Source organism: Aminobacter sp. GW821-FHT11F06, from assembly GCF_058808215.1.
The window spans coordinates 57,895-78,986 of record NZ_JBXARL010000010.1; the positions used below are offsets into that span (position 1 = coordinate 57,895).

Sequence of the window (21,092 nt, forward strand, 5' to 3'; positions counted from 1 at the left end):
TTCGGCGTTTTCGGGTGTTGCAGCGCCCCTGCAGCACTATCATGGTTGAAGCGGGGCGGTAGAGAGCAGTGTGGCCAGTCATGCACAGGGTTAAGGAATTGAAGGGGCGCAAATGACCGGACGCATGATGTCGCTGACCGAAGAGCTGGTGGCGCGTTGCTATCGCGACGTGGCTGATGCCGGGCCAGACCCCGATGCGGTGCATCTCGACGATGCCGACTACGAGGCGATGATCGATGAAACGCTTTCGGCGCATCCCAACAACGGCCCGCTATGGCTGTTTGCTTATGGTTCGCTGATCTGGAAGCCTGAGGTCGAGCATACCGAAGAGAAGGTGGCGCTGGCGCGCGGCTGGCATCGTTCGTTTTGCGTCGGTATGAATCGCTGGCGGGCAACGAAAGAGCAGCCCGGCCTGATGATGGGTATGGATCGCGGCGGCCAGTGCAAGGGCGTGGCGCTCAGGCTCATGGACGGCGACAGGCGCGCGCAGCTCGACAAGCTCTACCGCCGCGAGATGACGCTGAAGCCTTCGACCTACAAGCCGCGCTGGCTGACCCTTGCCACAGATGACGGTCCGCTGACCGCACTTGCCTTCGTCGTCAATCGAGCCGGCCGCGCCTATGCCGGAGCTCTTGGCGAAGACGAAGTCGTCGAGCGGCTGGCCACGACCTGCGGCCATTGGGGCTCAGCGGCGGACTATCTCTACAATGTGGTGAAGAACCTCGAGCAGCGCGCCATCCACGACCGCCATCTGTGGCGGCTGCAGCATCTGGTGGCCGAACGAATCGCGGCCCGGACCTGATCGCCAAAACGCCGCATTCGCACCGCCCGGCGTCGGAATTTGGTTTGCCGCCCAAGGCATTTGTTTCTATAGTCGCGGCGTCGTCGGTTCCGTTACGGAATCAAGAGGGAATGCGGTAAGGGCCTGTTGAAGGTCCGAAGCCGTGGCTGCCCCCGCAACTGTATGCGGTTAGCTCTCCCCAAATGCCACTGAAGCTTGCTTCGGGAAGGCGGGGAAGGGTGTCGATCCGCAAGCCAGGAGACCTGCCGGCGACAGGGACACTTCTCGAGGCCCTCGGGTGGAGGGCGAAAGGACTTTAAGATGACTACTGTTTCTGCAATCGGCGCCGACGTTTCCTCGCAGTCGCGCACCATGCAGCTCGCGCTTGCGGCGCTGCTCGGCCTTTTCGTTGTTGGCTTCCTCGGGTTCTCGCATATGGACGTGGTGCACAACGCTGCCCACGACTATCGCCACTCGATGGCTTTCCCCTGCCACTAACGAAGGCACCCCAACCATGTCTGTATTTCGCAACGTCGTGTTCATCGCGGCGATCAGCGGCCTATTGGCCGGCGTGATCCTTGCCGCGCTCCAAACCTATGCAACCGTTCCGCTGATCCTCAAGGCCGAAACATATGAGAACGCCGGCGGCCATGACCATGCCGCGGCACCGGCCGCTGGTGCCGAGGTCACAGCGCCAGCACCTGCGGCACAAGCCGTGGCACCTGCTGAAGAGGAAGCTGAAGCCTGGGCGCCCGCCGACGGCTTTGAGCGCTTCGCCTATTCGGCACTGGCCAACATCGTCAGCGGCGTCGCTTTCGCGCTGATCCTGGTCGCGGTTTCCGAGTTCGCCGGCGGCATCGCCAACTGGCGCCAGGGCGTGTTCTGGGGTTTTGCCGGCTTCGCCGTCTTTACGCTCGCACCCGGCCTGGGCTTGCCACCGGAACTGCCGGCCATGCCGGCTGCCGATCTTGGCGACCGCCAGATCTGGTGGATTTCCACTGTCGTCGCCACTGCGGCCGGCCTCGCGCTGATCGCTTTCAAGCAGTCGCTGCCGCTCGCCATCCTCGGTGTGGCACTGATCGTTGCGCCGCACATCATTGGTGCGCCGCAGCCTGAAAGCCACGACTCGCCGATCCCAGCCGACCTGCATCACAGTTTCGTCGTTGCCGTGACCATCACCAATCTGGTGTTCTGGGTGGTGCTCGGTGCTGTCGCCGGGGCTGTGCGGCAGCGTTTCATGGGTTCGCAGGGCGCATTGCGCGGCAGCTTTGCCTGAGAAGCTGACATTTCTGCTAGGCGGTGCGCGCTCTGGAAAGAGCGCGCATGCCGAACGCCTGATCACGACATTTCCTGCGCCGTGGACTTACATCGCCACCGCGCAAGCCTATGACGACGAGATGCGCGAGCGCATCGATATCCACCGCTCCAGGCGCGGCGAGGGCTGGCGGACGCTTGATGCGCCGCTTGACCTAGCTGGCGTTCTCGCTGGTGTCGTCGACGGCGAGCCGGTACTTGTCGATTGCCTGACGCTGTGGCTGACCAATCACATGCTGGCCGAGCATGACGTCGAGGCTGAAAGCTTGCGGCTTGCCGAAGTGTTGGCGCGGCCGCGCGGCCCGTGGTTTGTCGTTGCAAACGAGGTCGGGCTCGGCATCGTTCCCGACAATGCGCTGGCGCGCCGTTTCCGCGACGCAGCCGGACGGCTCAATCAAATGGTGGCAGCCGGTGCCGACGAGGTGCTGTTTTTGGTCGCCGGCCTGCCGATGAAGGTGAAATGAGATGAAGGAAATCAACGAGACCGAAGCCGAGCGTCATCGCGCAAAGATGGCCAAGCGCAAGGCAGTGCAGGACGCCGAGGTGGCGGAAAAGACCATTGTCGAAAAGGGCCTGCTGATCGTCAACACCGGTCCCGGCAAGGGCAAGTCCACGGCAGCCTTTGGGCTGGCCTTGCGCATGCTCGGCTACGGCCATCGTGTCGGCGTGGTGCAGTTCATCAAGGGCGCGTGGCATTCGGGCGAGCAGGATGCGTTCGCAGCTTTCGGCGACCGCGTCGTCTGGCACACGATGGGCGAAGGCTTTACCTGGGAAACGCAGGACATCAAGCGCGACATAGCGGCGGCCGAAGCGGCCTGGGCCAAGGCGCAGGAGTTGCTGGCCGATCCTTCCATCGCACTGGTCGTACTCGACGAGCTCAACATCGCGTTGCGCTACGATTATCTCGATCTCGAAGACGTGGTGGCAAAGCTGTCGGCGCGCCGCGAAGGCCTGCATGTCGTCGTCACCGGCCGTAACGCCAAGGCAGCCCTTGTCGAGGCCGCCGATCTCGTCACCGAAATGGGCGCGACCAAGCACCATTTTGCGGCTGGGGTGAAGGCGCAGAAGGGGATCGAGTTCTGAGGGATCTGCGGCCTAAAGCCAGAAGATGACGGCGATCAATCCCATAGCGCCGACCATCAGCGCATCTGCCGTCCAGTAGAGCCGGAGGGCGGCACGGATATCCTGGGCATTGGCTTCGCGCCGGCCACCGTCGCCCATGAAGGCGTCGTCGACAATGACGCCGCCATAGGCGCGTGGTCCGGCAAGGGCGAGGCCGAGCGCGCCGGCCATGGCAGCCTCGGGCCAGCCGGCATTGGGCGAGCGGTGCTTTTTTGCGTCGCGCCAGACAGCCTGCCACGCGCGGTGCGGGTCGGTGCCAGGCACGAGAAAGGTGGCAAGCACGATCAGCAGGGCGGTCAGCCGCGACGCAGGCAGGTTGATCAGGTCGTCAAACCGCGCGGCAGCCCAGCCGAAAGCTTCGTGGCGCTTGGTGCGGTGGCCGATCATCGAATCGGCGGTGTTGGCGGCCTTGTAGGCGGCACCGCCGGCGAAGCCAAAGACGGCGAGCCAGAAGGCAGGGGCGGTGATGCCGTCGGAGAAGTTCTCGGCCAGGCTTTCGATGGCCGCGCGGCTGACGCCAGCCTCGTCGAGGCTTTCAGGGTCGCGGCCGACGATCTGCGACACTGCCTTGCGGCCGGCGATAATGCCGCCGCTGTCGAGCGCGTCGGCCACCGCCTTGACATGGCTGCCCAGGCTGCGCTGGGCGACAAGGCTCGAGGCGGCGATTGCTGTGAGAAGTATGCCGAAAGGGACAAGCCCGAACAGGCGCTCGACGGTAAAGGCAAGCGCGGCCGGCACGGCGACGATGACGGCGAGGGCAACCACGCCCAAAAAGCGGCGCCTGGCGTCGGTATCGGTGGCGCGGTTGAGGCTGGTGTCGAGAAAGGATATCAGCTTGCCGATCCAGATCACCGGGTGGCCGATGGCACGCACCAGCCGGTCCGGATAACCGAGACCGAGTTCAAACAGAAGCGACAGGAAGGCAAGCGGAACGAACATGACGCTTCTTAATGGACGAAGGACTGGGACGGTCGACCACGGCGGCAGCCTGGAGCGGGCGAAGGCGCTGTTTCCTGGAGCGCCCGAGCCGTTCGTCGACTTGTCGACCGGGATCAACCCGCACTCCTATCCGCTTTTCGAGCTGCCTGCCACAGCCTTGTCGCGCCTGCCCGAGCCGGGCCGTGCGCGCGACCTGGCAGCAATAGCCGCAACCGCTTACGGCGCGCCGACGGCGGCCAATGTTGTACCCGCGCCGGGCACGCAGATCCTTCTTCCACGCATTGCTTCGCTGGTGCGGCCCGGTCGGGCCTTCGTGCTCGGGCCGACCTATCAGGAGCATGCGCGGGCCGCAGCGATTGCCGGGCATGAGGTGGCCGAGGTGCGCGAGTTCGAGCGTCTGGCCGAAGCCGACCTTGCCGTGGTGGTCAATCCGAACAATCCCGATGGGCGCATTGTCTCCCGCACGGACCTGCTCGGTCTTGCCGAAAAGCTGCGCGCCAAAGGCGGGCTTCTGATTGTCGACGAGGCTTTCATGGATGTCGGGCCGCTGGCCGACAGCATTGCCGGTGATGTCGATCTGGGCGGCATCGTTGTGCTGCGCTCGTTCGGTAAGTTCTTCGGGCTTGCCGGCATCAGGCTTGGTTTTGCCATTTCAAGTCAGACCATATCAGGGCGGCTGGAAGAAGAACTCGGCCCCTGGTCGGTGGCCGTGCCGGCGCTGGAATATGGTGCCAAGGCGCTGGCTGATTCCGACTGGCACCGCGAGATGCGGGCGACATTGACCAAGGCCGCGCACCGTCTCGATCAGGCTTTCGCCCGCGCCGGCGTGATCGTGACCGGTGGCACCTCGCTGTTCCGCCATGTTGATATCGAGGATGCGGCCAGCCTGTTCCAGGCACTTGGCCGCGAAGGCATTCTGGTGCGCAGCTTCGCTGATCGACCGACGCAGCTGCGTTGCGGCCTGCCAGGCTCGGAATTGGAATGGCGGCGGCTCGATGTGGCGCTTGGCGACTGGGCGCAGGACCGGCAAGAAATGAAGGGCGCGGTCGGATGATCTATGTCTGCCCGCTGTCCAAGGTCGACGAGACGGTTGCGCGTATCGGCGCCGAACGGCTGATCTCGCTGCTGTCGGCAGGCACAGAGATGACGCGCCCGGAGGCGATCCGCGCCGAAAACCACCTTTTGATGAACATGCACGACATTTCAGTCGAGCAGGACGGCATGACGCTTCCCGGCGAGGCGCATGTACGCCGTATCCTGGATTTCGCGGGCAGCTGGGACCGGTCGCGGCCATTGGCGATCAACTGCTACGCCGGGGTCAGCCGCTCGACCGCCTCGGCCTACATCATCGCTGCCGCATTCTCGCCGTCACGTAACGAGACAGAGCTTGCGACAACGCTGCGCCGGCTGTCGCCATCGGCGACGCCCAATCCAAGGCTGATCGCCGTCGCCGACCAGATTTTGGGCCGCGACGGCCGCATGGTGGCGGCCATTGCCGCAATCGGTCGTGGTGCCGATTGTTTCGAAGGTGTGCCCTTCGGACTGGAGCTTTAGACGATACCGCCGCTGCCGCCGACGGCTGCCGGACGCTCCGCAGCTACCTTGGCGCGGTAGCCCGCCGCGCGGTAGGCGGCGACTGGGTCGATGGCGCCGCCTGACTTGAGTCGAGCCATGGCAAGGATCGGCTCGACATCGGTTCGGTAGGCGGCCTTCAGCGTCTGGGTCGCCATCAGTGCGTCATTGGTGTCCTGAAAGCCTTCCAGCGCCTTGCGGTCGACAAGAAGTGCTGTCGCATAAGCGCGCTGCACTTCTACCGCCGACAGCATCAGGCTCTCGATCGGGTCGGTGACGTTGTGGCTCTGGTCGAGCATGTGCGCCGGGTTGAAGCCGTCGGCCTGGTTCAACTCGGCATCGACAAGCTCATTGAAGACCAGGAACAGCCGGTACGGGTCGATCGAGCCGGCGTCGAGGTCGTCGTCGCCATATTTCGAATCGTTGAAATGGAAGCCGCCGAGTTTCTTGAACTGGATCAGTCTGGAGACGATCATCTCGATGTTGACGTTGGGCGCGTGGTGGCCAAGGTCGACGAGGCAATACGCCTTCGATCCCAATTCCTTTGCTATGATGTAGTTGGTGCCCCAGTCCTGCACGACCGTCGAATAGAAGGCTGGCTCGTACATCTTGTGTTCGGAAAACAGCCGCCAGTCGTCCGGCAAGGCGGCATAAATCTCGCGCATCGAATCAAGATAACGCTCGAAGGCCTTGGCGAAATTGACCTGTCCGGGGAAATTCGAGCCGTCGCCGATCCACACCGTCAGCGCCTTGGAGCCTAGCGTCTTGCCGATCTCGATGCATTCGAGATTGTGCTCGATGGCCTGCTTTCGCGTGCCGGCGTCAGCGTGCGACAGCGATCCGTATTTGTAGGAACGCGCCTGGTCCTTGGCGTCGGAGAAGGTGTTGGAGTTCATCGCGTCGAAGCCGAGGCCGAAGCGGCTCGCCGCCTGCTTCAGCCTGTTGGCGTCGGCCTTGTCCCAGGGGATATGCAGCGAAACTGTCGGTGTCGCCTTGGTCAATTCGTTGATGACGGCGCAGTCCTCGATCTTGTCGAAGATGTCGCGTGGCTCGCCAGTGCCCGGAAACCGGGCAAAACGTGTGCCGCCGGTGCCAACACCCCAGGAAGGGATCGCGACGCCAAAATTCTGGACCTTGTCGCGGATGGCGTCGATCTCGATGCCGCGCCGCTCCAGCTGCTCACCCAAAGCGTCGTAGTCGCGGCGGAGGTTGGTTTCACGCGCGGCATTGTCTTTTGCGACGATCCCGGCCGCTATGATCTGTTCGGTCACTGCAAATTCCTCCCAAGTTTTTTCGACTTGCGCTGCCCCTCATCCCCCTGCCGGGACCTTCTCCCCGCAGGCGGGGAGAAGGAGACAAGCGGTGCCGTTGCGGCCAGCCCCCTTCTCCCCGTCACTATACGGGGAGAAGGTCCCGGCAGGGGGATGAGGGGCAGCGCCTCGTCCTACCGCGTAAAACTCTGCGCGTTGCCGGCGTCGACATTGATGATGTTGCCGGTCGACTTGGCAGACATGTCGGAGGCGAAGAAATAGATCGCCTCGGCAATATCCTCCGGGAATACCGAGCGCTTCAGCATCGAGCGCGAACGGTAGTGCTCCTCCAGCTCGTCGGTCGACATGTTGTAGGCCGCCGCGCGCTGTTCCTTCCACTCGCCGGTCCAGATCTTCGAACCGCGCAGCACAGCGTCCGGGTTGACCACATTGACGCGGATCTGTTCGCCCGCACCTTCCAGCGCCAGGCAGCGCGCGAGATGGATTTCGGCAGCCTTGGCGGTGCAATAGGCGGCTGCGTTGGGTGAGGCGGCAAGGCCGTTCTTGGAGGCGACGAAGACGACGTTGCCGCCGATCTTTTGGGTGCGGAACAGCTTGAACGCTTCGCGCGACACAAGGAAATAGCCTGTTGCCAGGATGTCCATGTTCTTGTTCCACAAAGCGAGCGTCGTCTCCTCGATCGGCGCGGACGAGGCAAGGCCGGCATTGGACACCAAAATGTCGATGCCACCGAACTCGATCGCCGTATCCGTGAAGCCTGATATGACCTGTTCTTCGCTGGTCACGTCGATCCTGATGGGGCGGACGAAATCCTTGCCGAATGCTTTGGATAGCTCTTGCTCGGCGCTCTCAAGGGCCGTCTGGTCGATATCGGCCAGCACCACGCAGGCGCCTTCGCGCAACAGCCGCGCCGCCGTCGCCTTGCCGATGCCGCCGGCGCCGCCAGTGACGACCGCGATACGGCCTGCCAGCGATTTCGGCTTGGGCATACGCTGGAGCTTTGCCTCTTCGAGCAGCCAATATTCGATGTCGAAAGCTTCCTGCTCGGGCAGGCCGACATAGGTCGAGACCGTCGAGGCGCCGCGCATGACATTGATGGCGTTGACGTAGAACTCGCCTGAAATGCGCGCTGTCGCCTTGTCCTTGGCGAAGGTGATCATGCCGACGCCGGGCACCAGATAGACGACCGCATTGGGGTCGCGGATCGCGGGCGAGTCGGCGCGCTTGCAGCGCTCGTAATAGGCGGCGTAGCCCTTGCGGTAGTCTTCGACAGCGCCGGTCAGGCCGGCCAGTGTCTTGTCGATGTCGGGCCTTGCTGGGTCGAAATCGACCACCAGCGGGCGGATTTTGGTGCGCAGGAAGTGGTCGGGGCAGCTGGTGCCGAGAGCCGCTAAGCTTTCGAGTTCGTTTGAGCCAACGAATTCCAGCACCGCGTTCTGGTCGTCGAAATGGCCGACCTTTGGCTCCGATGCCGAGATCAGGCCGCGGATCGCCGGCATCAGCCTGGCAGCCACGGCGCGCCGCTCTGGCGCCGACAGCGTGGGGCGAGCGACGCCGCCGAAGATCGTCTTGCCGGCGGTGTTTTGCTCAAACCACTCGATGGCGCGGTTGATGATGCGGATGGTGGTTGCGTAGCTTTCCTTGGCCGTGTCGCCCCAGGTGAACAGGCCGTGGCTTTCGAGCACGACGCCCGTGGCATCAGGGTTTTCCTGACAGAACTTCTCCAGCCACAGGCCCAATTCGTAGCCGGGCTTCTTCCATGGCAGCCAGCCGATCTCGCCGCCAAATATATCCCTCGTCAGCTCCCGGCTGTTTTTCGAAGCGGCAATGGCGATGATCGCGTCAGGGTGCATGTGGTCGACATGCTTCTTGGGCACATAGGCATGCAGCGGCGTGTCGATGGAGGCCGCGCGAGGGTTCAGATTGAACGTGCAATGGGGCAGGTAACCTACCATCTCGTCTTCGAATTCGACGCCGCGATAGAGCTGCTTCAGGCCGTTGAGCTTGTCCTGGTAGAGGGTGGAGAAGCCATCGAGCTTGATCGTGCCGACATCGCCGCCGGAGCCCTTGACCCACAGCACCTCGACCATGCCGCCGGTCAGTGGGTCCTTTTCCATGACCTTGGCCGAGGTGTTGCCGCCGCCAAAATTTGTGATGCGCTTGTCGGAGCCGAGCAGATTGGAGCGATAGAGCAGGCGCTGCGGCTCGCTCATGACGGCGGCTTTCGCGTCGTCCCAAAGATTGGCGAGGCGCGAGCTGGAGCGCGTTTCTGACATGTCTGATCCTCCCGGTGCACACGAGACAGCAGTGCGTGATAGACGTCAAAATCACACGGCCGACCGCGACGTGTCAATCAGAAACGATCAAGTTCAATCATGATGCACTGCACAATGAAAATATTTGATTGGAAATGATTGACACTGCGCGGTTGGGGTGAGTTAATGGCCATGCAGGGAGGAACCATGCACGAAAAAGAACGCCACCGGATCATTCTGTCCGCCATCCAGGAAAAGCCTGTGGTGATGGTACAGGAACTGGTCGACCTGACCTCGTCGTCAGAGGCGACGATCCGGCGCGACATCGCAGCCCTGCATGTCCAAAAGCGCCTGCGCCGTGTGCGCGGCGGCGCCGAGGCCATCACCCCGCCGCAGTTCGTCGGCCTTGCCGGCCGCCCCTTCAGCGTCAACGAAACGCTCAACGCCTCCAAGAAGCGGGCGATTGCCCGCGAGGCCGTGGAGTTGTGCAAGGATGGCGAGCCGATCATCATCAATGGCGGCACCACGACCTTCCAGATGGTGCACTTCCTGACCAACCGGCGCATGCCGATCTTCACCAATTCGTTCCCGATCGCCGAGCACCTGCTCAAGCATTCCAAGAACACGGTGATGCTGTCGGGCGGAACGATCTATCGCGAGCAGAACATCATCCTGTCGCCCTTCGACAATGACGTGACGCGCAATTTTTATGCACGGCGCATGTTCATGGGCGCGCAGGGGCTTGGGCCGCTCGGCCTGATGGAAGGTGATCCGCTGCTGATCCAGGCCGAACAGAAGCTGATCGACCAGGCCGATGAGCTTGTCGTTCTGGTCGACTCTTCGAAGTTCAAGCAGCGTTCGAGCCTGATCCTGTGCGGACTGGCGCGGATAACCACCGTCATCACCGACGAGGACATCGAGGACCGCGAGGCCGCCATGCTGGAAAGTGCCGGGGTGTCGCTGGTCGTCGCCAAAAGCCAGGTGAGGAATACCGAGGAATCTTCGCTGCAGGCATGAGGGATGGCCTCGCCGCAGTGCTGATGGAATGCAACGCTCTAGGGAGGAAACGATGAGCATTCTAAGGAAACTGATGGTCGCCGCAGCATTGTCGGCCGCCATGTTCGCGACTGCCGCGCATGCCGAAAACGTCAAGATCGCCCTGGTGGTGAAGTCGCTCGGCAACGGCTTCTTCGACGCCGCCAACAAGGGCGCGCAAGAGGCGGCCAAGGAGCTCGGCGATGTCGAGGTGATCTACACCGGCCCGACCAAGGCCACCGCGGAAGCGCAGATCGAGGTGATCAACGCTTTGATCGCCCAGAAGGTCAATGCCATCGCCATTTCCGCCAATGACGCCGACGCGCTGGTGCCGGCTCTCAAGAAGGCAATGGAACGTGGCATCACTGTGATCTCCTGGGATTCGGGCGTCGCGCCCGAAGGCCGTCAGGTCCACCTCAACCCGTCCGACACCAATCTGATCGGCGAGACCATCATTAAGCTCGCCGCCGACTACCTGCCGGAGGGCGGCGACGTTGCCATCCTGTCGGCATCCTCGACCGCGACCAACCAGAATGCCTGGATCGAGGCGGCCAAGAAGGCGCTGCCGGAGAAGTTCCCCAAGATCAATCTCGTCGCCACCGTCTATGGCGATGACGACTCGGCCAAGAGCACCGACGAAGCCAAGGGCCTGCTCAAGTCTTACCCGAACCTCAAGGCGATCATCGCGCCGACCACAGTCGGCGTCGTTGCCGCCGCCCAGGTCGTCACCGACGAAAACCTGATCGGCAAGGTGAATGTGACCGGTTTGGCTCTGCCGTCCGAGTTCAAGAAGTTCATCGACAACGGCGCTTCGCAGGCGGTCGCTTTGTGGAACCCGATCGACCTCGGCTACTCCGCCATCTATCTCGCCCATGACCTGGCGGTGAAGAAGATGGAAGCAAAGCCGGGCGCCAAGCTTTCGATCGGCCGCGTCGGTGAAGTCACGCTCGATGACACCAACTCGGCACCGATGGCCGCACCCTTCACCTTCGACAAGAAGAACATCGAAGAGTTCTCGAAGATCTATTGATCCCGGAACGTCATGGCCGGCGGGGCACTTGTCCCGCCGCGCCTTTCCCCAGACCTGCCACAGGGCCTGAGACGGATATGGACACGAAAGCCCACACGACCCAGACGCCTATGCGCGATCATCCGGCAACGCCGCGACTGACGCTCGCAGGTGTCACCAAGACTTTTCCGGGTGTGCGCGCGCTGCACAATGTAGGGCTGTCGCTCTATCCGGGGCAGGTGACGGCGCTGATCGGCGAAAACGGTGCCGGCAAGTCGACTCTGGTCAAGATTCTCACAGGCATTTACCGGCCCGATGCCGGTACCATCACGGTCGATGGCAGGCAGGTTTCGCTCGCCAGCGCGCATGACGCCTTCGAGCAAGGTATCACCGCGATCCACCAGGAAACCGTGCTGTTCGACGATCTGTCCGTGGCGGAAAACATCTTCCTGGGCCATGCGCCACGGACCCGCTTCGGCACTATCGACTGGCGCGCCATGCGTAGCCGGGCAAGCGAGGTGCTGAAGGGCATGGGGGCCGCCCATATCGATCCCGACGCGCGCCTCAAGGACCTTGGCATCGCCAACAAACATCTGGTGGCAGTCGCCCGCGCGATGTCGATCGACGCGCAGATCGTCATCATGGACGAGCCGACCGCTGCTCTTTCTGCCAAGGAGATAGAGGATCTGTTCGAGCTGATCGAGCTGCTTAAGCGCGAGGGCAAGGCGATCCTGTTCATCAGCCACAAGTTCGATGAGATCTACCGCATCGCCGAGCGCTACACCGTCTTCCGCGATGGGGAGATGATCGGCGAGGGGATGCTCGCCGACGCCAGCCAGAACGAGATCGTCAAGATGATGGTCGGGCGCGCTGTCGATCACATTTTTCCGGAGCGCCAGCCGCAGATCGGTGCGCCGGTGCTGAGTGTTTCGGACCTGTCGCATCCCACCGAATTCGACGGCATCAGCTTCGAGTTGCACAAGGGCGAGATACTCGGCTTCTACGGTCTCGTCGGCGCTGGCCGCAGCGAGCTCATGCACGCGATTTTCGGCATCACTAGGACGAGCCGGGGCACCATGACGCTGGACGGCGTTTCTGTAGCGCCGCGCTCAGCTGCCGAAGCCATTGAGGCAGGTGTGGTTTACGTTCCGGAGGAACGTGGCAAGCAAGGTGTCGTCATCGGCTTGCCGATCTTCAAGAACGTCTCGCTGCCGTCGCTCAAGCGCACCTCGAAATCCGGCGTGCTGCAGCTGAAAGACGAATTCGCCCTGGCGCGCAAATACACCGAGCGGCTTGACCTGCGTGCATCCTCGCTCAGCCAGGACGTCGGCACGCTGTCGGGCGGCAATCAGCAGAAGGTGGTCATCGCCAAATGGCTCGCCACCGACCCCAAGGTGATTATCCTCGACGAGCCGACCAAGGGCATCGACATTGGCTCGAAGGCGGCCGTTCATTCCTTCATGGCCGAGCTGGTCGCGCAAGGGCTGTCGGTGATCATGGTGTCGTCCGAGCTGCCTGAAATTCTTGGCATGTCCGACCGCGTGGTGGTGATGCGCGAAGGCCGCATCGCCGCTGTCTATGACAACAAAGCGCTCGACGCCGTGACGCTGGTGCAGGCTGCCGCGGGGATCGCCGCATGAAGACGCTGGCAAGATATCGCGAGATCTGGCTGCTCGCGGCAATCGCGGCACTCGTCGTGCTGATTTCGATCCGCTTCCCCGGTTTTGCGCGGCCTGGCAATCTGGCAACGGTCTTCAACGACACCTCGATCCTGATGATCCTGGCGCTTGGCCAGATGGTCGTCATCCTGACGCGCTCTATCGACCTTTCCATGGCCTCGAACCTCGCTTTCACCGGCATGGTGGTGGCGATGATCAACGCCGCCTTCCCGGCATTTCCGATCCCGCTGCTGATGCTGGTCGCCATCGGCGTCGGCCTGCTGCTCGGCGCGCTCAACGGCCTGCTGGTGTGGAAACTCGGCATTCCGCCGATCGTGGTCACGCTCGGCACGCTCACCATCTATCGCGGTGCCACCTTCCTGATTTCGGGCGGTGCCTGGGTCAATGCCGACCAGATGAGCCCGGCCTTTGTCGGGTTGCAGCGCATGCAAATGCTCGGCGTGCCAGTGCTGTCGTGGATCGCCATCGTTGTCATTGCCCTGTTCTTCGTGTTGATGACCAGGACTTCGGTCGGCCGCTCGCTTTATGCCATCGGCGTCAATCCGACGGCCTCGGTCTATGCCGGCATCGATGTCGGCCGCACCAAGTTCCTCGCCTTCTGCATTTCGGGCGCGGTCGCAGGCCTGTGCGGCTATCTCTGGATTTCACGCTACGTCATCGCCTCGGTCGAGGTCGCCAATGGCTATGAGCTCAACATCATCGCGGCCTGCGTCATCGGCGGCATTTCGATCGCCGGCGGCATCGGCTCGGTCGCGGGTGCCGTGCTCGGGGCGCTGTTCCTCGGCATCATCTCGACGGCACTTCCGGTCATCAACGTTTCGCCCTTCTGGCAGATGGCGATCTCGGGCAGCGCCATCCTGCTTGCGGTGGTGCTCAACGCGCGCGGCGAGCGCAAGCAGGGCCGTATCATCCTGAGGAAGGCGGAAGCGGCATGAGCGCGACCGACACCACACCCACGCCACGGCGCATCCCCGATCGGCTCGACAAGCCGCTGCGTTCGGCGATCTTCTCGTGGGAGGCGCTGCTGGTAGCAGTCGCCGTTGCGATCTTCATCGTCAATAGCTTTGCCTCGCCTTATTTCCTCGACGTCTGGTCGCTCTCCGACCTCACCTTCAATTTCACCGAAAAGGGCCTGATCGCGCTCGCCATGGCGCTGCTCATCATTTCTGGCGAGATCGACTTGTCGGTGGCGGCGATCATCGCACTCGCCTCGACCATGATGGGCATGGCGGCGCAGGTCGGTGTCGATACGCCAGGCCTTGTGCTGATCGGCGTCGGCGTTGGGCTCGTCTGCGGCGCCTTCAACGGTCTGCTGGTCACCGGCCTTGGCTTGCCGTCGATCGTCGTCACCATTGGCACGATGAGCCTGTTTCGCGGCACAGCTTTCATCATCCTCGGCGACCAGGCCTACAAGGGCTATCCCGCGTCCTTCGCGTTCTTTGGCCAGGGTTATGTCTGGTGGGTGGTGTCGTTCGAACTCGCTCTCTTTGTGCTTGCCGCCGCCGTCTACTGGTTCGTGCTACATCGGACGAGTTTTGGCCGGCACATCTTTGCCATCGGCAACAATGCGGTCGCCGCACAGTTTTCCGGCGTGCGCGTCGGGCGCATCAAGTTCGTGCTGTTTTGCCTTACCGGTCTGATGTCGGGCATCGCGGCGGTTTTGATCACCTCCCGGCTCGGCTCGACGCGTCCGTCGATCGCGCAGGGCTATGAACTCGAAGTCATCACCATGGTGGTGCTCGGCGGTGTCAGCATCCTCGGCGGTGCCGGCAGCATCTTGGGCGTGGTGCTGGCAGCGCTGATCATGGGGCTGGTCACCTTCGGCCTTGGCCTGCTCAACGTGCCAGGCATCGTCATGTCAATCTTCATCGGCCTGCTGTTGATCCTTGTCATCGCGCTGCCGATCCTTTGGGGCCGCTTCAGCAGGGGGCGTGTGGCATGAATGCCGAGAAACATGCCTTCAAGATGCAGCTTAAGGCAGGCATGAAGGCCGAGTACATCAAGCGCCATGACGAGATCTGGCCGGAGTTGGTGACGCTGCTTAGAGATGCCGGCGTTTCCGACTATTCGATCCATCTCGACGAGGAGACCAACACGCTCTTCGGCGTGTTGTGGCGCCGCGCGGACCACACCATGGACGCGCTGCCAGACCATCCCGTCATGAAACGCTGGTGGGCGCATATGGCGGACATCATGGCGACCAATGCGGACAACGAGCCGCTCTCGGTGCCGCTGCAAACCGTCTTCCATATGAAATGACCAGGCCTCGCACCGTCGCCGTCATCGACATCGGCAAGACCAACGCCAAGGTGGCGCTGGTCGACCTCGAAACGCTGTCGGAAATCGCCGTTCGCCGCACGCCCAATGTCGTGGTCCGCCACGGCATCTATCCGCATTTCGATTGCGAGGCGCTGTGGGGTTTCGTCAAGCAGAGCCTGGCCGAGCTCCATGGCGAGCGTCCGATCGACGCGATTTCGGTGACAACGCATGGCGCCACAGCCGCGCTTCTTGCCGCCGATGGCTCGCTTGCCATGCCGGTGCTCGACTACGAGCATGATGGTCCCGACAGCCTTGCGGCGGATTACGACATCGCGCGCCCGCCTTTTGCCGAAACCGGCACGCCGCGCCTGCCGCTGGGGCTCAATCTCGGCGCGCAATTGTTCTGGCAAGCCACGGCATTTCCTAGAGAATTCGCGCTGGTTTCAATGATCGTCACCTATCCCCAATATTGGGCGTTCCGCCTGTGCGGCGTGCTTGCCAATGAGACGACGTCGCTGGGCTGCCACACCGATCTTTGGCGGCCGGCTGAGGGGACATGGTCGAGCCTGATCGACCGGATGGGCTGGCGCGGACGCATGGCGCCGGTGCGCAAGGCAGGCGATTTCCTCGGCACTGTCCTGCCGGACCTGGCCGAGGAAATCGGCATACCTCAAGACACGCCCGTATTCTGCGGCATCCACGATTCAAACGCCTCGCTCTATCCGCACCTGCTCCAGCAAGCGGCACCGTTTTCGGTGGTGTCGACAGGCACATGGGTCGTCGTGCTTTCAGTCGGCGGTGCGCCGCAAAACCTCGATCCTGAGCGTGACTGCCTGATCAACGTCAACGCGCTCGGCGATCCTGTGGCTTCGGCGCGCTTCATGGGCGGGCGCGAATTTTCCCTGCTGGTCGAACCGGGCAGGGAGGATTGCGACGATGCCGATCTCACGGCCGTTCTCGCAGGCGGGGTGATGTTGATGCCATCGGTCCAGCAGGGATCCGGGCCGTTTCCACAGCGGCAATCTTCCTGGTTGGGCGAGGCGCGCTCGCCGGCCGAACGCTTCGCTGCGGTGTCGCTCTATCTGGCCATGATGACGGCGATCTGTTTGGAGCTGACCGGTGCGGGCGGGCCGGTGATCGTCGAGGGGCCGTTTGCGAAAAACCGTATCTATTGCGCCATGCTTGCCGCAGCCACCGGCCGCAACGTGCTCTCCGGTTCCGGTAGTGCTACGGGCACCAGCCTGGGCGCGGCGCTGCTGGCAGCGCCCGACGCGGTTCGCCAGCCTGCTTTCCGGGCTGTGGAAGCAACGGCCAACGGATCGTTGCGCGACTATTTCGAGGCCTGGCGGGCGCTGGTCGGTTAGCTCAGCCACTCCGATAGCTTCGCCTTGCGGATGTCCTGCAGCAGACGGACGAAACTTTCGGCCTGATGGCCAGCTGTGAGGCGGCCTTTTTCGGCGGTGGCGATTGCAGCGTTGCCGACCACCCCATGCGGGTTGAGATCGTCGGCAATCCAGGAAAAACCGTGCGGGCCGTGCGGGCGCAACAGCTCGAATTCGCTCTCGGCTAGGGCAAAGCTCGAGGTGAAATCTTCGGCTTTCGCCATGTCGACCAAATCGGGACGGAAATGCAGCATCAGCGATGTCTCGACATCGCCGCCATGGATGCCGAGCTGGATCTCGCGCGGCGGATAAAGACCGTCGGGATGGCCGAAGCGGCCCCAGCTCGACCGCACAGACAGGGCGTCGAAGCGCACGCGCAGTTCGCGCGAGACGATGCCCATCACCTCTTCATTGCCGCCATGGGATGTCAGAAAGACAAATTTTCGCACGCCGGCGCGGGCAGCGGAGGCGCCGAGCTCGGTCCAGGCATCGACCAGCATGTTTGCCGGCAGGCTGAGCGTACCCGGTGCATGGATATGCTCGTCGGATTTGCCGGCAGCCTGGATGGGCAGGAAACGAGCGTCGAGAGCTTCTGGCAACCGGGCAAAAACCTCTGCCAGCATGCCTTCCATGATCGTCAGGTCGGTCGAAACAGGCAGATGCGGGCCGTGCTGCTCGATGGCGGCGAGGGGGATGACGGCGATTGTCTTTTCAGGATCGATCGACGCAAAGTCGGCCGCCTTGAAGTCGCCCCACCAGATGCGTCGCTTCTGTTTCGTCACAATCAGGCCTCGCCGCTCAAACTCGCCTTGGACTGAATATGTCAGCGCGGCCCATTTTGTAAGGGGTGGCTACATCCGCACGCGCTCGGACTTGGGATCGTACATCGGCTTGAGCGAGGCTGCCGCCCCGAACCGTTCGCCGGCGATCTCGATCTCGTAGGACGAGCCAAGCACGTCGGCTTCGGTTTCGTTGGTGCAGGGGACATAGCCGAGGCCGATGGCGCCGCCGAGATGGTGGCCGTAATTGCCCGAGGTGATCGTGCCGACGATCTTGCCGTCGCGGACAATGGCCTCGTTATGGAACAGCAGCGGCTCGGGATCGGTGAGGCGGAACTGGACGAGGCGGCGGCCAAGACCCGATTCCTTCTTGCGCAGCACGGCATCTCGGCCAAGGAAATCGCCCTTTGCCGTCTTCACGGCAAAGCCGAGGCCGGCTTCGAGCACGTGATCCTCGTCGGTGATGTCGTGACCAAAATGGCGGAAAGCCTTTTCGATGCGGCAAGAATCGAGCGTGTGCAGGCCGCAAAGTTTCAACCCAATGTCGGCGCCGGCGTCCTCAATGGCTTCGAAGACGTGCGCGGCCTGATCGGTGGAGACATAAAGTTCCCAGCCGAGTTCACCGACATAGGTGACGCGATGAGCGCGGGCCAAGCCCATGCCGATCTCGATCTCCTGAAACGTTCCGAACGGGTTGTTTTCGTTGGAAAAATCGTTGGGGCTGACTTTCTGGATCAGCTCGCGCGATCTCGGTCCCATCAAGCAGAGCACGCTTTCGGAAGCCGTCACATCGGTGATGACGACGAATTCGTCGGCCAGATGTTTGCGAAACCAGGCAAGATCGCGTTGGAGCGTTGCGCTCGGCACAACGGCTAAGAAGGCGGTTGGCGAAAGCCGCGTGACGGTCAGGTCGCTCTCAATGCCGCCGCGCGCATTCAGCATCTGGGTATAGACGATCTTGCCTGGCGCGACGTCCATATCGTTGGCGCAGAGTTTCTGGAGGAAGGTGAGCGCGTCGCGGCCTTCGACCCTGATCTTGCCGAAGGAGGTCATATCGAACAGGCCGACGCCGTTGCGAACGGCCAGATGCTCGTCGCGCTGGTTGCCGAACCAGTTCTGCCGCTTCCAGGAATATTTATACTCGCGTTCCTGGCCAGGCTTGGCAAACCAGTTGGCGCGCTCCCAGCCGGCGACTTCACCGAAGACGGCGCCCCGGGCTTTCAAATGCTCGTGGAGGGGCGAGCGGCGCACGCCTCGCGAAGTCGCCATCTGGCGATAGGGAAAATGGTCGGCGTAAAGCAGGCCGAGTGTCTCGGAAACCCGCTCCTTGAGATAACGCCTGTTCTTCTGGAACGGCTGGGCGCGGCGGATATCGACTTCCCACAGGTCGAAGGGCGCTTCGCCGTCGTGGATCCACTGCGCCAGCGCCATGCCGGCACCGCCTGACGAGACGATGCCGATCGAATTGTAGCCGGCCGCGACCCAATAGCCGCCGAGTTCAGGGGCTTCGCCGAGGTAGTAGCGGTCGTCGGGCGTAAAACTTTCGGGGCCGTTGAAGAAGGTATGGATGCCGGCCGTTTCGAGCATCGGCATGCGGTTCACGCCCATTTCGAGGATCGGCGCGAAATGGTCCATGTCTTCGGGCAACTGGTCGAAGCAGAAATCCTCGCGGATGCCGTCCATGCCCCAGGGCTTGGCGACCGGCTCGAAGGCGCCGAGCATCATCTTGCCGGCGTCTTCCTTGTAGTAGGCACACTCGTCGGGTACGCGCAGAACGGGCAGGCGACCAAGGCCGGGGATGGCCTCGGTGACGAGGTAAAAATGCTCGCAGGCGTGCAGCGGGATCGTGACGCCGTTCTGGGCGCCCAACTCACGTGTCCACATGCCGGCGCAGTTGATGACAATGTCTGTCTCGATGGTGCCTTGCTCGCCGCCTTGCGCCCAAGAGACACCCGAGACGCGGCCATCCCTGGTGTGGACCTTGGTGACCTTGACGTTCTCGACAATCCTGGCGCCGCGCTGGCGTGCACCCTTGGCCAGCGCCATGGCGATATTCGCCGGGTCGCACTGGCCGTCGAGCGGCAGGTGCACCGCGCCAACGACGTCAGACACGTTGAGATGCGGGTACATCTCCTTGACTTCGTTGGGCGAAATCTCGCGCACGTCGACATTGAACGCGCGTGCCAATGACGCCTGCCGGTAGATCTCGTGCTTGCGTTCCTCGGTCAGCGCCACCGTGATGGAGCCTACCTGGCGCATGCCGGTGGCCACACCGGTTTCGGCCTCGAGCTTGACGTAGAGGTCAGCGGAGTATTTCGCCAGCCGCGTCATATTCTGCGAGGCGCGTAGTTGCCCGATCAATCCCGCCGCATGCCATGTCGTGCCTGAGGTGAGCTGCTTGCGCTCCAGAAGCACGATGTCGGTCCAGCCCAGTTTCGCCAGGTGGTAGGCGACGGAGCAGCCTGACGCACCGCCGCCGATGATGACGGCGCGGGCACGGGCGGGAAGTTCGGTCATGCAGCTGATCTCTCGTAGCTGGTGGCGAAGCGCCTGAGGCGGCCGGCGGCCTCCTTGAGCACGTCGTCGGGCTGGCAAAGGCTGATGCGAATGTGGCCGGCGGCGGCGTCGCCGAAGCTTGCGCCCGGCATGACAGCGACCTTTTCTGAATCGAGCAGATCCCAGGCGAACTTCTCGCAGTCGGGCTCGATGGCACTGATGTCGAGCATGACATACATGCCGCCCTCGGAACCGCGAACGGTGACGTTGTTGAGCCCGCGCACCTCGTTGAGGAACAGATTGCGGCGGTCGGCATAGGTTTTGGCGATCTTTTCGACGCCGTAATCGTTTTCCAGCGCCTCGATGGCGGCACGGCTGACGAAATCGGTCAGGCCGTAGGTGGTGACGAGGTTGAGGTTGATGACCAGCGAAACGAGGTCGGCCGGGGCGGTCAGCCAGCCGATGCGCCAGCCGGTCATGCCGTGGCTTTTCGACATCGAGTTGATGACCAGCGTGCGCTCGGCCATGCCGGGCAGGGCTCGCGGCGAGACGTGTTCGCCGCCGCCTAAGGTCCAGTAGACCTCGTCCGACAGCAGCCAAAGGTCGCGGCGGATGCAAAGCTCGGCGATGTCTTCCAGGCATTTGCGCGAATAGACAGCGCCTGTCGGATTGTTCGGCGTGTTGATGAGGATCGAGCGCGTGTTGAGCTTGAGCGCCTTTTCGATGTCGGCAGCACGCGGCTGGAAGCCGTCAGCGGCTTGCGCTTCGACAACGGTGTAGCTGGCGCCGGCAGCACGGAAGGTGCCGGGGTAGGTGGCGTAATAGGGCGCAACGACGATGGCGTGGTCGCCCGGATCATGCGTTGCCTGCACCGCCGCGTAGAGGGCGGCCTGGCCGCCCGGCGTGGCGATGATTTCGGAAAGGGCGGTGTCGAGGCCGGTGCAGCGGGTCGAAATCCTGGCCATCGCGGCACGCAGCCGCGGCAGGCCGGGAAGCTGGGTGTAATGGTGGTGGCCGGCACGAACCGCAGCGACGCAAGCTTCGACAGTCTCGGCGGGCGTGTCGAAGTCATGGTCGCCGACCGACAGCATGATGATGTCTTCGCCAGCCTGCTGGCGCGTCATGGCGGCGAAATGCACCTCCCAACCATCCTTGCCAGATGGAACGATGCCGGAAATGCGCGATGAGGGTTTTGGCAT

At 62.8% G+C, this 21,092-nt stretch carries 20 protein-coding genes and 1 riboswitch; of the genes, 14 read left to right on the top strand and 6 right to left on the bottom strand.

Annotation, left to right across the window (positions count from 1 at the left end):
• Positions 1–112: 112 nt before the first annotated feature.
• The 5 genes from AC1RTB_RS22080 to cobO all read left to right on the top strand — a co-directional run bounded on the left by AC1RTB_RS22080 (position 113) and on the right by cobO (position 3,178).
• Positions 113–802: a gamma-glutamylcyclotransferase gene (locus tag AC1RTB_RS22080; protein WP_492881005.1), complete on the top strand. Its 690-nt coding sequence runs from the start codon at positions 113–115 to the stop codon at positions 800–802.
• Positions 803–869: 67 nt separating this feature from the next.
• A riboswitch (cobalamin riboswitch) is annotated at positions 870–1,066 on the top strand.
• A 36-nt stretch (positions 1,067–1,102) separates the two neighbouring features.
• Positions 1,103–1,279, top strand: a complete 177-nt coding sequence (locus tag AC1RTB_RS22085) for a CbtB domain-containing protein (RefSeq protein ID WP_476788323.1) — start codon at positions 1,103–1,105, stop codon at positions 1,277–1,279.
• A gap of 16 nt (positions 1,280–1,295) precedes the next feature.
• Positions 1,296–2,057: a CbtA family protein gene (locus AC1RTB_RS22090; RefSeq protein ID WP_492881006.1), complete on the top strand. Its 762-nt coding sequence runs from the start codon at positions 1,296–1,298 to the stop codon at positions 2,055–2,057.
• Positions 2,050–2,559 (top strand): bifunctional adenosylcobinamide kinase/adenosylcobinamide-phosphate guanylyltransferase, encoded by a 510-nt coding sequence (gene cobU, locus AC1RTB_RS22095; protein WP_492881007.1) that lies wholly within the window; start codon positions 2,050–2,052, stop codon positions 2,557–2,559. Before AC1RTB_RS22090 ends, cobU begins: the two co-directional genes overlap by 8 nt.
• A 1-nt stretch (position 2,560) precedes the next feature.
• Entirely contained in the window at positions 2,561–3,178 is a 618-nt protein-coding gene (gene cobO / locus AC1RTB_RS22100) for a cob(I)yrinic acid a,c-diamide adenosyltransferase (protein WP_492881008.1), read from the top strand.
• Between the two features lie 12 nt (positions 3,179–3,190).
• On the opposite strand, the gene cbiB is transcribed toward cobO, so the two are convergent.
• Positions 3,191–4,156: an adenosylcobinamide-phosphate synthase CbiB gene (gene cbiB / locus AC1RTB_RS22105; protein WP_492881009.1), complete on the bottom strand. Its 966-nt coding sequence runs from the start codon at positions 4,154–4,156 to the stop codon at positions 3,191–3,193.
• On the opposite strand from cbiB, the gene cobD reads away from it, so the two are divergent.
• Entirely contained in the window at positions 4,155–5,210 is a 1,056-nt protein-coding gene (gene cobD / locus AC1RTB_RS22110) for a threonine-phosphate decarboxylase CobD (RefSeq protein WP_492881010.1), read from the top strand. The genes cbiB and cobD overlap by 2 nt on opposite strands.
• Complete coding sequence (locus tag AC1RTB_RS22115) at positions 5,207–5,710, top strand: tyrosine phosphatase family protein (RefSeq protein WP_492881011.1); 504 nt, start codon at positions 5,207–5,209, stop codon at positions 5,708–5,710. The genes cobD and AC1RTB_RS22115 overlap by 4 nt, the downstream gene beginning before the upstream one ends.
• On the opposite strand, the gene rhaI is transcribed toward AC1RTB_RS22115, so the two are convergent.
• Entirely contained in the window at positions 5,707–6,999 is a 1,293-nt protein-coding gene (rhaI, locus tag AC1RTB_RS22120; RefSeq protein WP_492881012.1) for an L-rhamnose catabolism isomerase, read from the bottom strand. The two genes, AC1RTB_RS22115 and rhaI, sit on opposite strands and share 4 nt — an antisense overlap.
• A gap of 173 nt (positions 7,000–7,172) precedes the next feature.
• Complete coding sequence (locus tag AC1RTB_RS22125) at positions 7,173–9,275, bottom strand: bifunctional rhamnulose-1-phosphate aldolase/short-chain dehydrogenase (RefSeq protein ID WP_492881013.1); 2,103 nt, start codon at positions 9,273–9,275, stop codon at positions 7,173–7,175.
• A gap of 186 nt (positions 9,276–9,461) precedes the next feature.
• On the opposite strand from AC1RTB_RS22125, the gene AC1RTB_RS22130 reads away from it, so the two are divergent.
• The 7 genes from AC1RTB_RS22130 (at position 9,462) to AC1RTB_RS22160 (ending at position 16,600) form a co-directional block, all read left to right on the top strand.
• Complete coding sequence (locus tag AC1RTB_RS22130; RefSeq protein ID WP_492881014.1) at positions 9,462–10,271, top strand: DeoR/GlpR family DNA-binding transcription regulator; 810 nt, start codon at positions 9,462–9,464, stop codon at positions 10,269–10,271.
• A gap of 52 nt (positions 10,272–10,323) precedes the next feature.
• On the top strand, positions 10,324–11,319 hold the full coding sequence (gene rhaS, locus AC1RTB_RS22135) for a rhamnose ABC transporter substrate-binding protein (protein ID WP_492881015.1): 996 nt from the start codon (positions 10,324–10,326) through the stop codon (positions 11,317–11,319).
• Positions 11,320–11,396: 77 nt separating this feature from the next.
• On the top strand, positions 11,397–12,938 hold the full coding sequence (locus AC1RTB_RS22140) for a sugar ABC transporter ATP-binding protein (protein WP_492881016.1): 1,542 nt from the start codon (positions 11,397–11,399) through the stop codon (positions 12,936–12,938).
• On the top strand, positions 12,935–13,912 hold the full coding sequence (locus AC1RTB_RS22145; RefSeq protein ID WP_492881017.1) for an ABC transporter permease: 978 nt from the start codon (positions 12,935–12,937) through the stop codon (positions 13,910–13,912). The genes AC1RTB_RS22140 and AC1RTB_RS22145 overlap by 4 nt, the downstream gene beginning before the upstream one ends.
• Complete coding sequence (locus AC1RTB_RS22150; protein WP_492881018.1) at positions 13,909–14,919, top strand: ABC transporter permease; 1,011 nt, start codon at positions 13,909–13,911, stop codon at positions 14,917–14,919. The genes AC1RTB_RS22145 and AC1RTB_RS22150 overlap by 4 nt, the downstream gene beginning before the upstream one ends.
• Complete coding sequence (gene rhaM, locus AC1RTB_RS22155; RefSeq protein ID WP_492881019.1) at positions 14,916–15,236, top strand: L-rhamnose mutarotase; 321 nt, start codon at positions 14,916–14,918, stop codon at positions 15,234–15,236. Before AC1RTB_RS22150 ends, rhaM begins: the two co-directional genes overlap by 4 nt.
• Positions 15,233–16,600, top strand: a complete 1,368-nt coding sequence (locus AC1RTB_RS22160; protein ID WP_492881020.1) for an FGGY-family carbohydrate kinase — start codon at positions 15,233–15,235, stop codon at positions 16,598–16,600. The genes rhaM and AC1RTB_RS22160 overlap by 4 nt, the downstream gene beginning before the upstream one ends.
• Here AC1RTB_RS22160 and AC1RTB_RS22165 read toward each other — a convergent pair.
• From AC1RTB_RS22165 to AC1RTB_RS22175, 3 genes are all read right to left on the bottom strand, one after another.
• Positions 16,597–17,400, bottom strand: coding sequence for a creatininase family protein (locus tag AC1RTB_RS22165; RefSeq protein ID WP_492881021.1), 804 nt, complete (start codon positions 17,398–17,400; stop codon positions 16,597–16,599). The two genes, AC1RTB_RS22160 and AC1RTB_RS22165, sit on opposite strands and share 4 nt — an antisense overlap.
• A gap of 69 nt (positions 17,401–17,469) precedes the next feature.
• The gene (locus AC1RTB_RS22170; RefSeq protein WP_492881022.1) at positions 17,470–19,914 is read right to left on the bottom strand and encodes a GcvT family protein; all 2,445 of its coding nucleotides are present in this window, start codon (positions 19,912–19,914) and stop codon (positions 17,470–17,472) included.
• Positions 19,911–21,092 (bottom strand): pyridoxal phosphate-dependent aminotransferase, encoded by a 1,182-nt coding sequence (locus tag AC1RTB_RS22175; protein WP_492881023.1) that lies wholly within the window; start codon positions 21,090–21,092, stop codon positions 19,911–19,913. Before AC1RTB_RS22175 ends, AC1RTB_RS22170 begins: the two co-directional genes overlap by 4 nt.

Excerpts from the sequence above, each read along its gene's own strand:
- AC1RTB_RS22090 (WP_492881006.1), top strand. The coding sequence starts at position 1,296 with ATGTCTGTATTTCGCAACGTCGTGTTCATCGCGGCGATCAGCGGCCTA.
- AC1RTB_RS22140 (WP_492881016.1), top strand. The coding sequence starts at position 11,397 with ATGGACACGAAAGCCCACACGACCCAGACGCCTATGCGCGATCATCCG.
- AC1RTB_RS22170 (WP_492881022.1), bottom strand. The coding sequence starts at position 19,914 with ATGACCGAACTTCCCGCCCGTGCCCGCGCCGTCATCATCGGCGGCGGT.
- AC1RTB_RS22125 (WP_492881013.1), bottom strand. The coding sequence starts at position 9,275 with ATGTCAGAAACGCGCTCCAGCTCGCGCCTCGCCAATCTTTGGGACGAC.
- AC1RTB_RS22175 (WP_492881023.1), bottom strand. The coding sequence starts at position 21,092 with ATGCCAAAACCCTCATCGCGCATTTCCGGCATCGTTCCATCTGGCAAG.
- AC1RTB_RS22150 (WP_492881018.1), top strand. The coding sequence starts at position 13,909 with ATGAGCGCGACCGACACCACACCCACGCCACGGCGCATCCCCGATCGG.
- AC1RTB_RS22115 (WP_492881011.1), top strand. The coding sequence starts at position 5,207 with ATGATCTATGTCTGCCCGCTGTCCAAGGTCGACGAGACGGTTGCGCGT.
- AC1RTB_RS22160 (WP_492881020.1), top strand. The coding sequence starts at position 15,233 with ATGACCAGGCCTCGCACCGTCGCCGTCATCGACATCGGCAAGACCAAC.
- cobD (WP_492881010.1), top strand. The coding sequence starts at position 4,155 with ATGACGCTTCTTAATGGACGAAGGACTGGGACGGTCGACCACGGCGGC.
- cobO (WP_492881008.1), top strand. The coding sequence starts at position 2,561 with ATGAAGGAAATCAACGAGACCGAAGCCGAGCGTCATCGCGCAAAGATG.
- AC1RTB_RS22145 (WP_492881017.1), top strand. The coding sequence starts at position 12,935 with ATGAAGACGCTGGCAAGATATCGCGAGATCTGGCTGCTCGCGGCAATC.
- AC1RTB_RS22085 (WP_476788323.1), top strand. The coding sequence starts at position 1,103 with ATGACTACTGTTTCTGCAATCGGCGCCGACGTTTCCTCGCAGTCGCGC.
- AC1RTB_RS22080 (WP_492881005.1), top strand. The coding sequence starts at position 113 with ATGACCGGACGCATGATGTCGCTGACCGAAGAGCTGGTGGCGCGTTGC.
- rhaS (WP_492881015.1), top strand. The coding sequence starts at position 10,324 with ATGAGCATTCTAAGGAAACTGATGGTCGCCGCAGCATTGTCGGCCGCC.
- cbiB (WP_492881009.1), bottom strand. The coding sequence starts at position 4,156 with ATGTTCGTTCCGCTTGCCTTCCTGTCGCTTCTGTTTGAACTCGGTCTC.
- rhaM (WP_492881019.1), top strand. The coding sequence starts at position 14,916 with ATGAATGCCGAGAAACATGCCTTCAAGATGCAGCTTAAGGCAGGCATG.
- AC1RTB_RS22130 (WP_492881014.1), top strand. The coding sequence starts at position 9,462 with ATGCACGAAAAAGAACGCCACCGGATCATTCTGTCCGCCATCCAGGAA.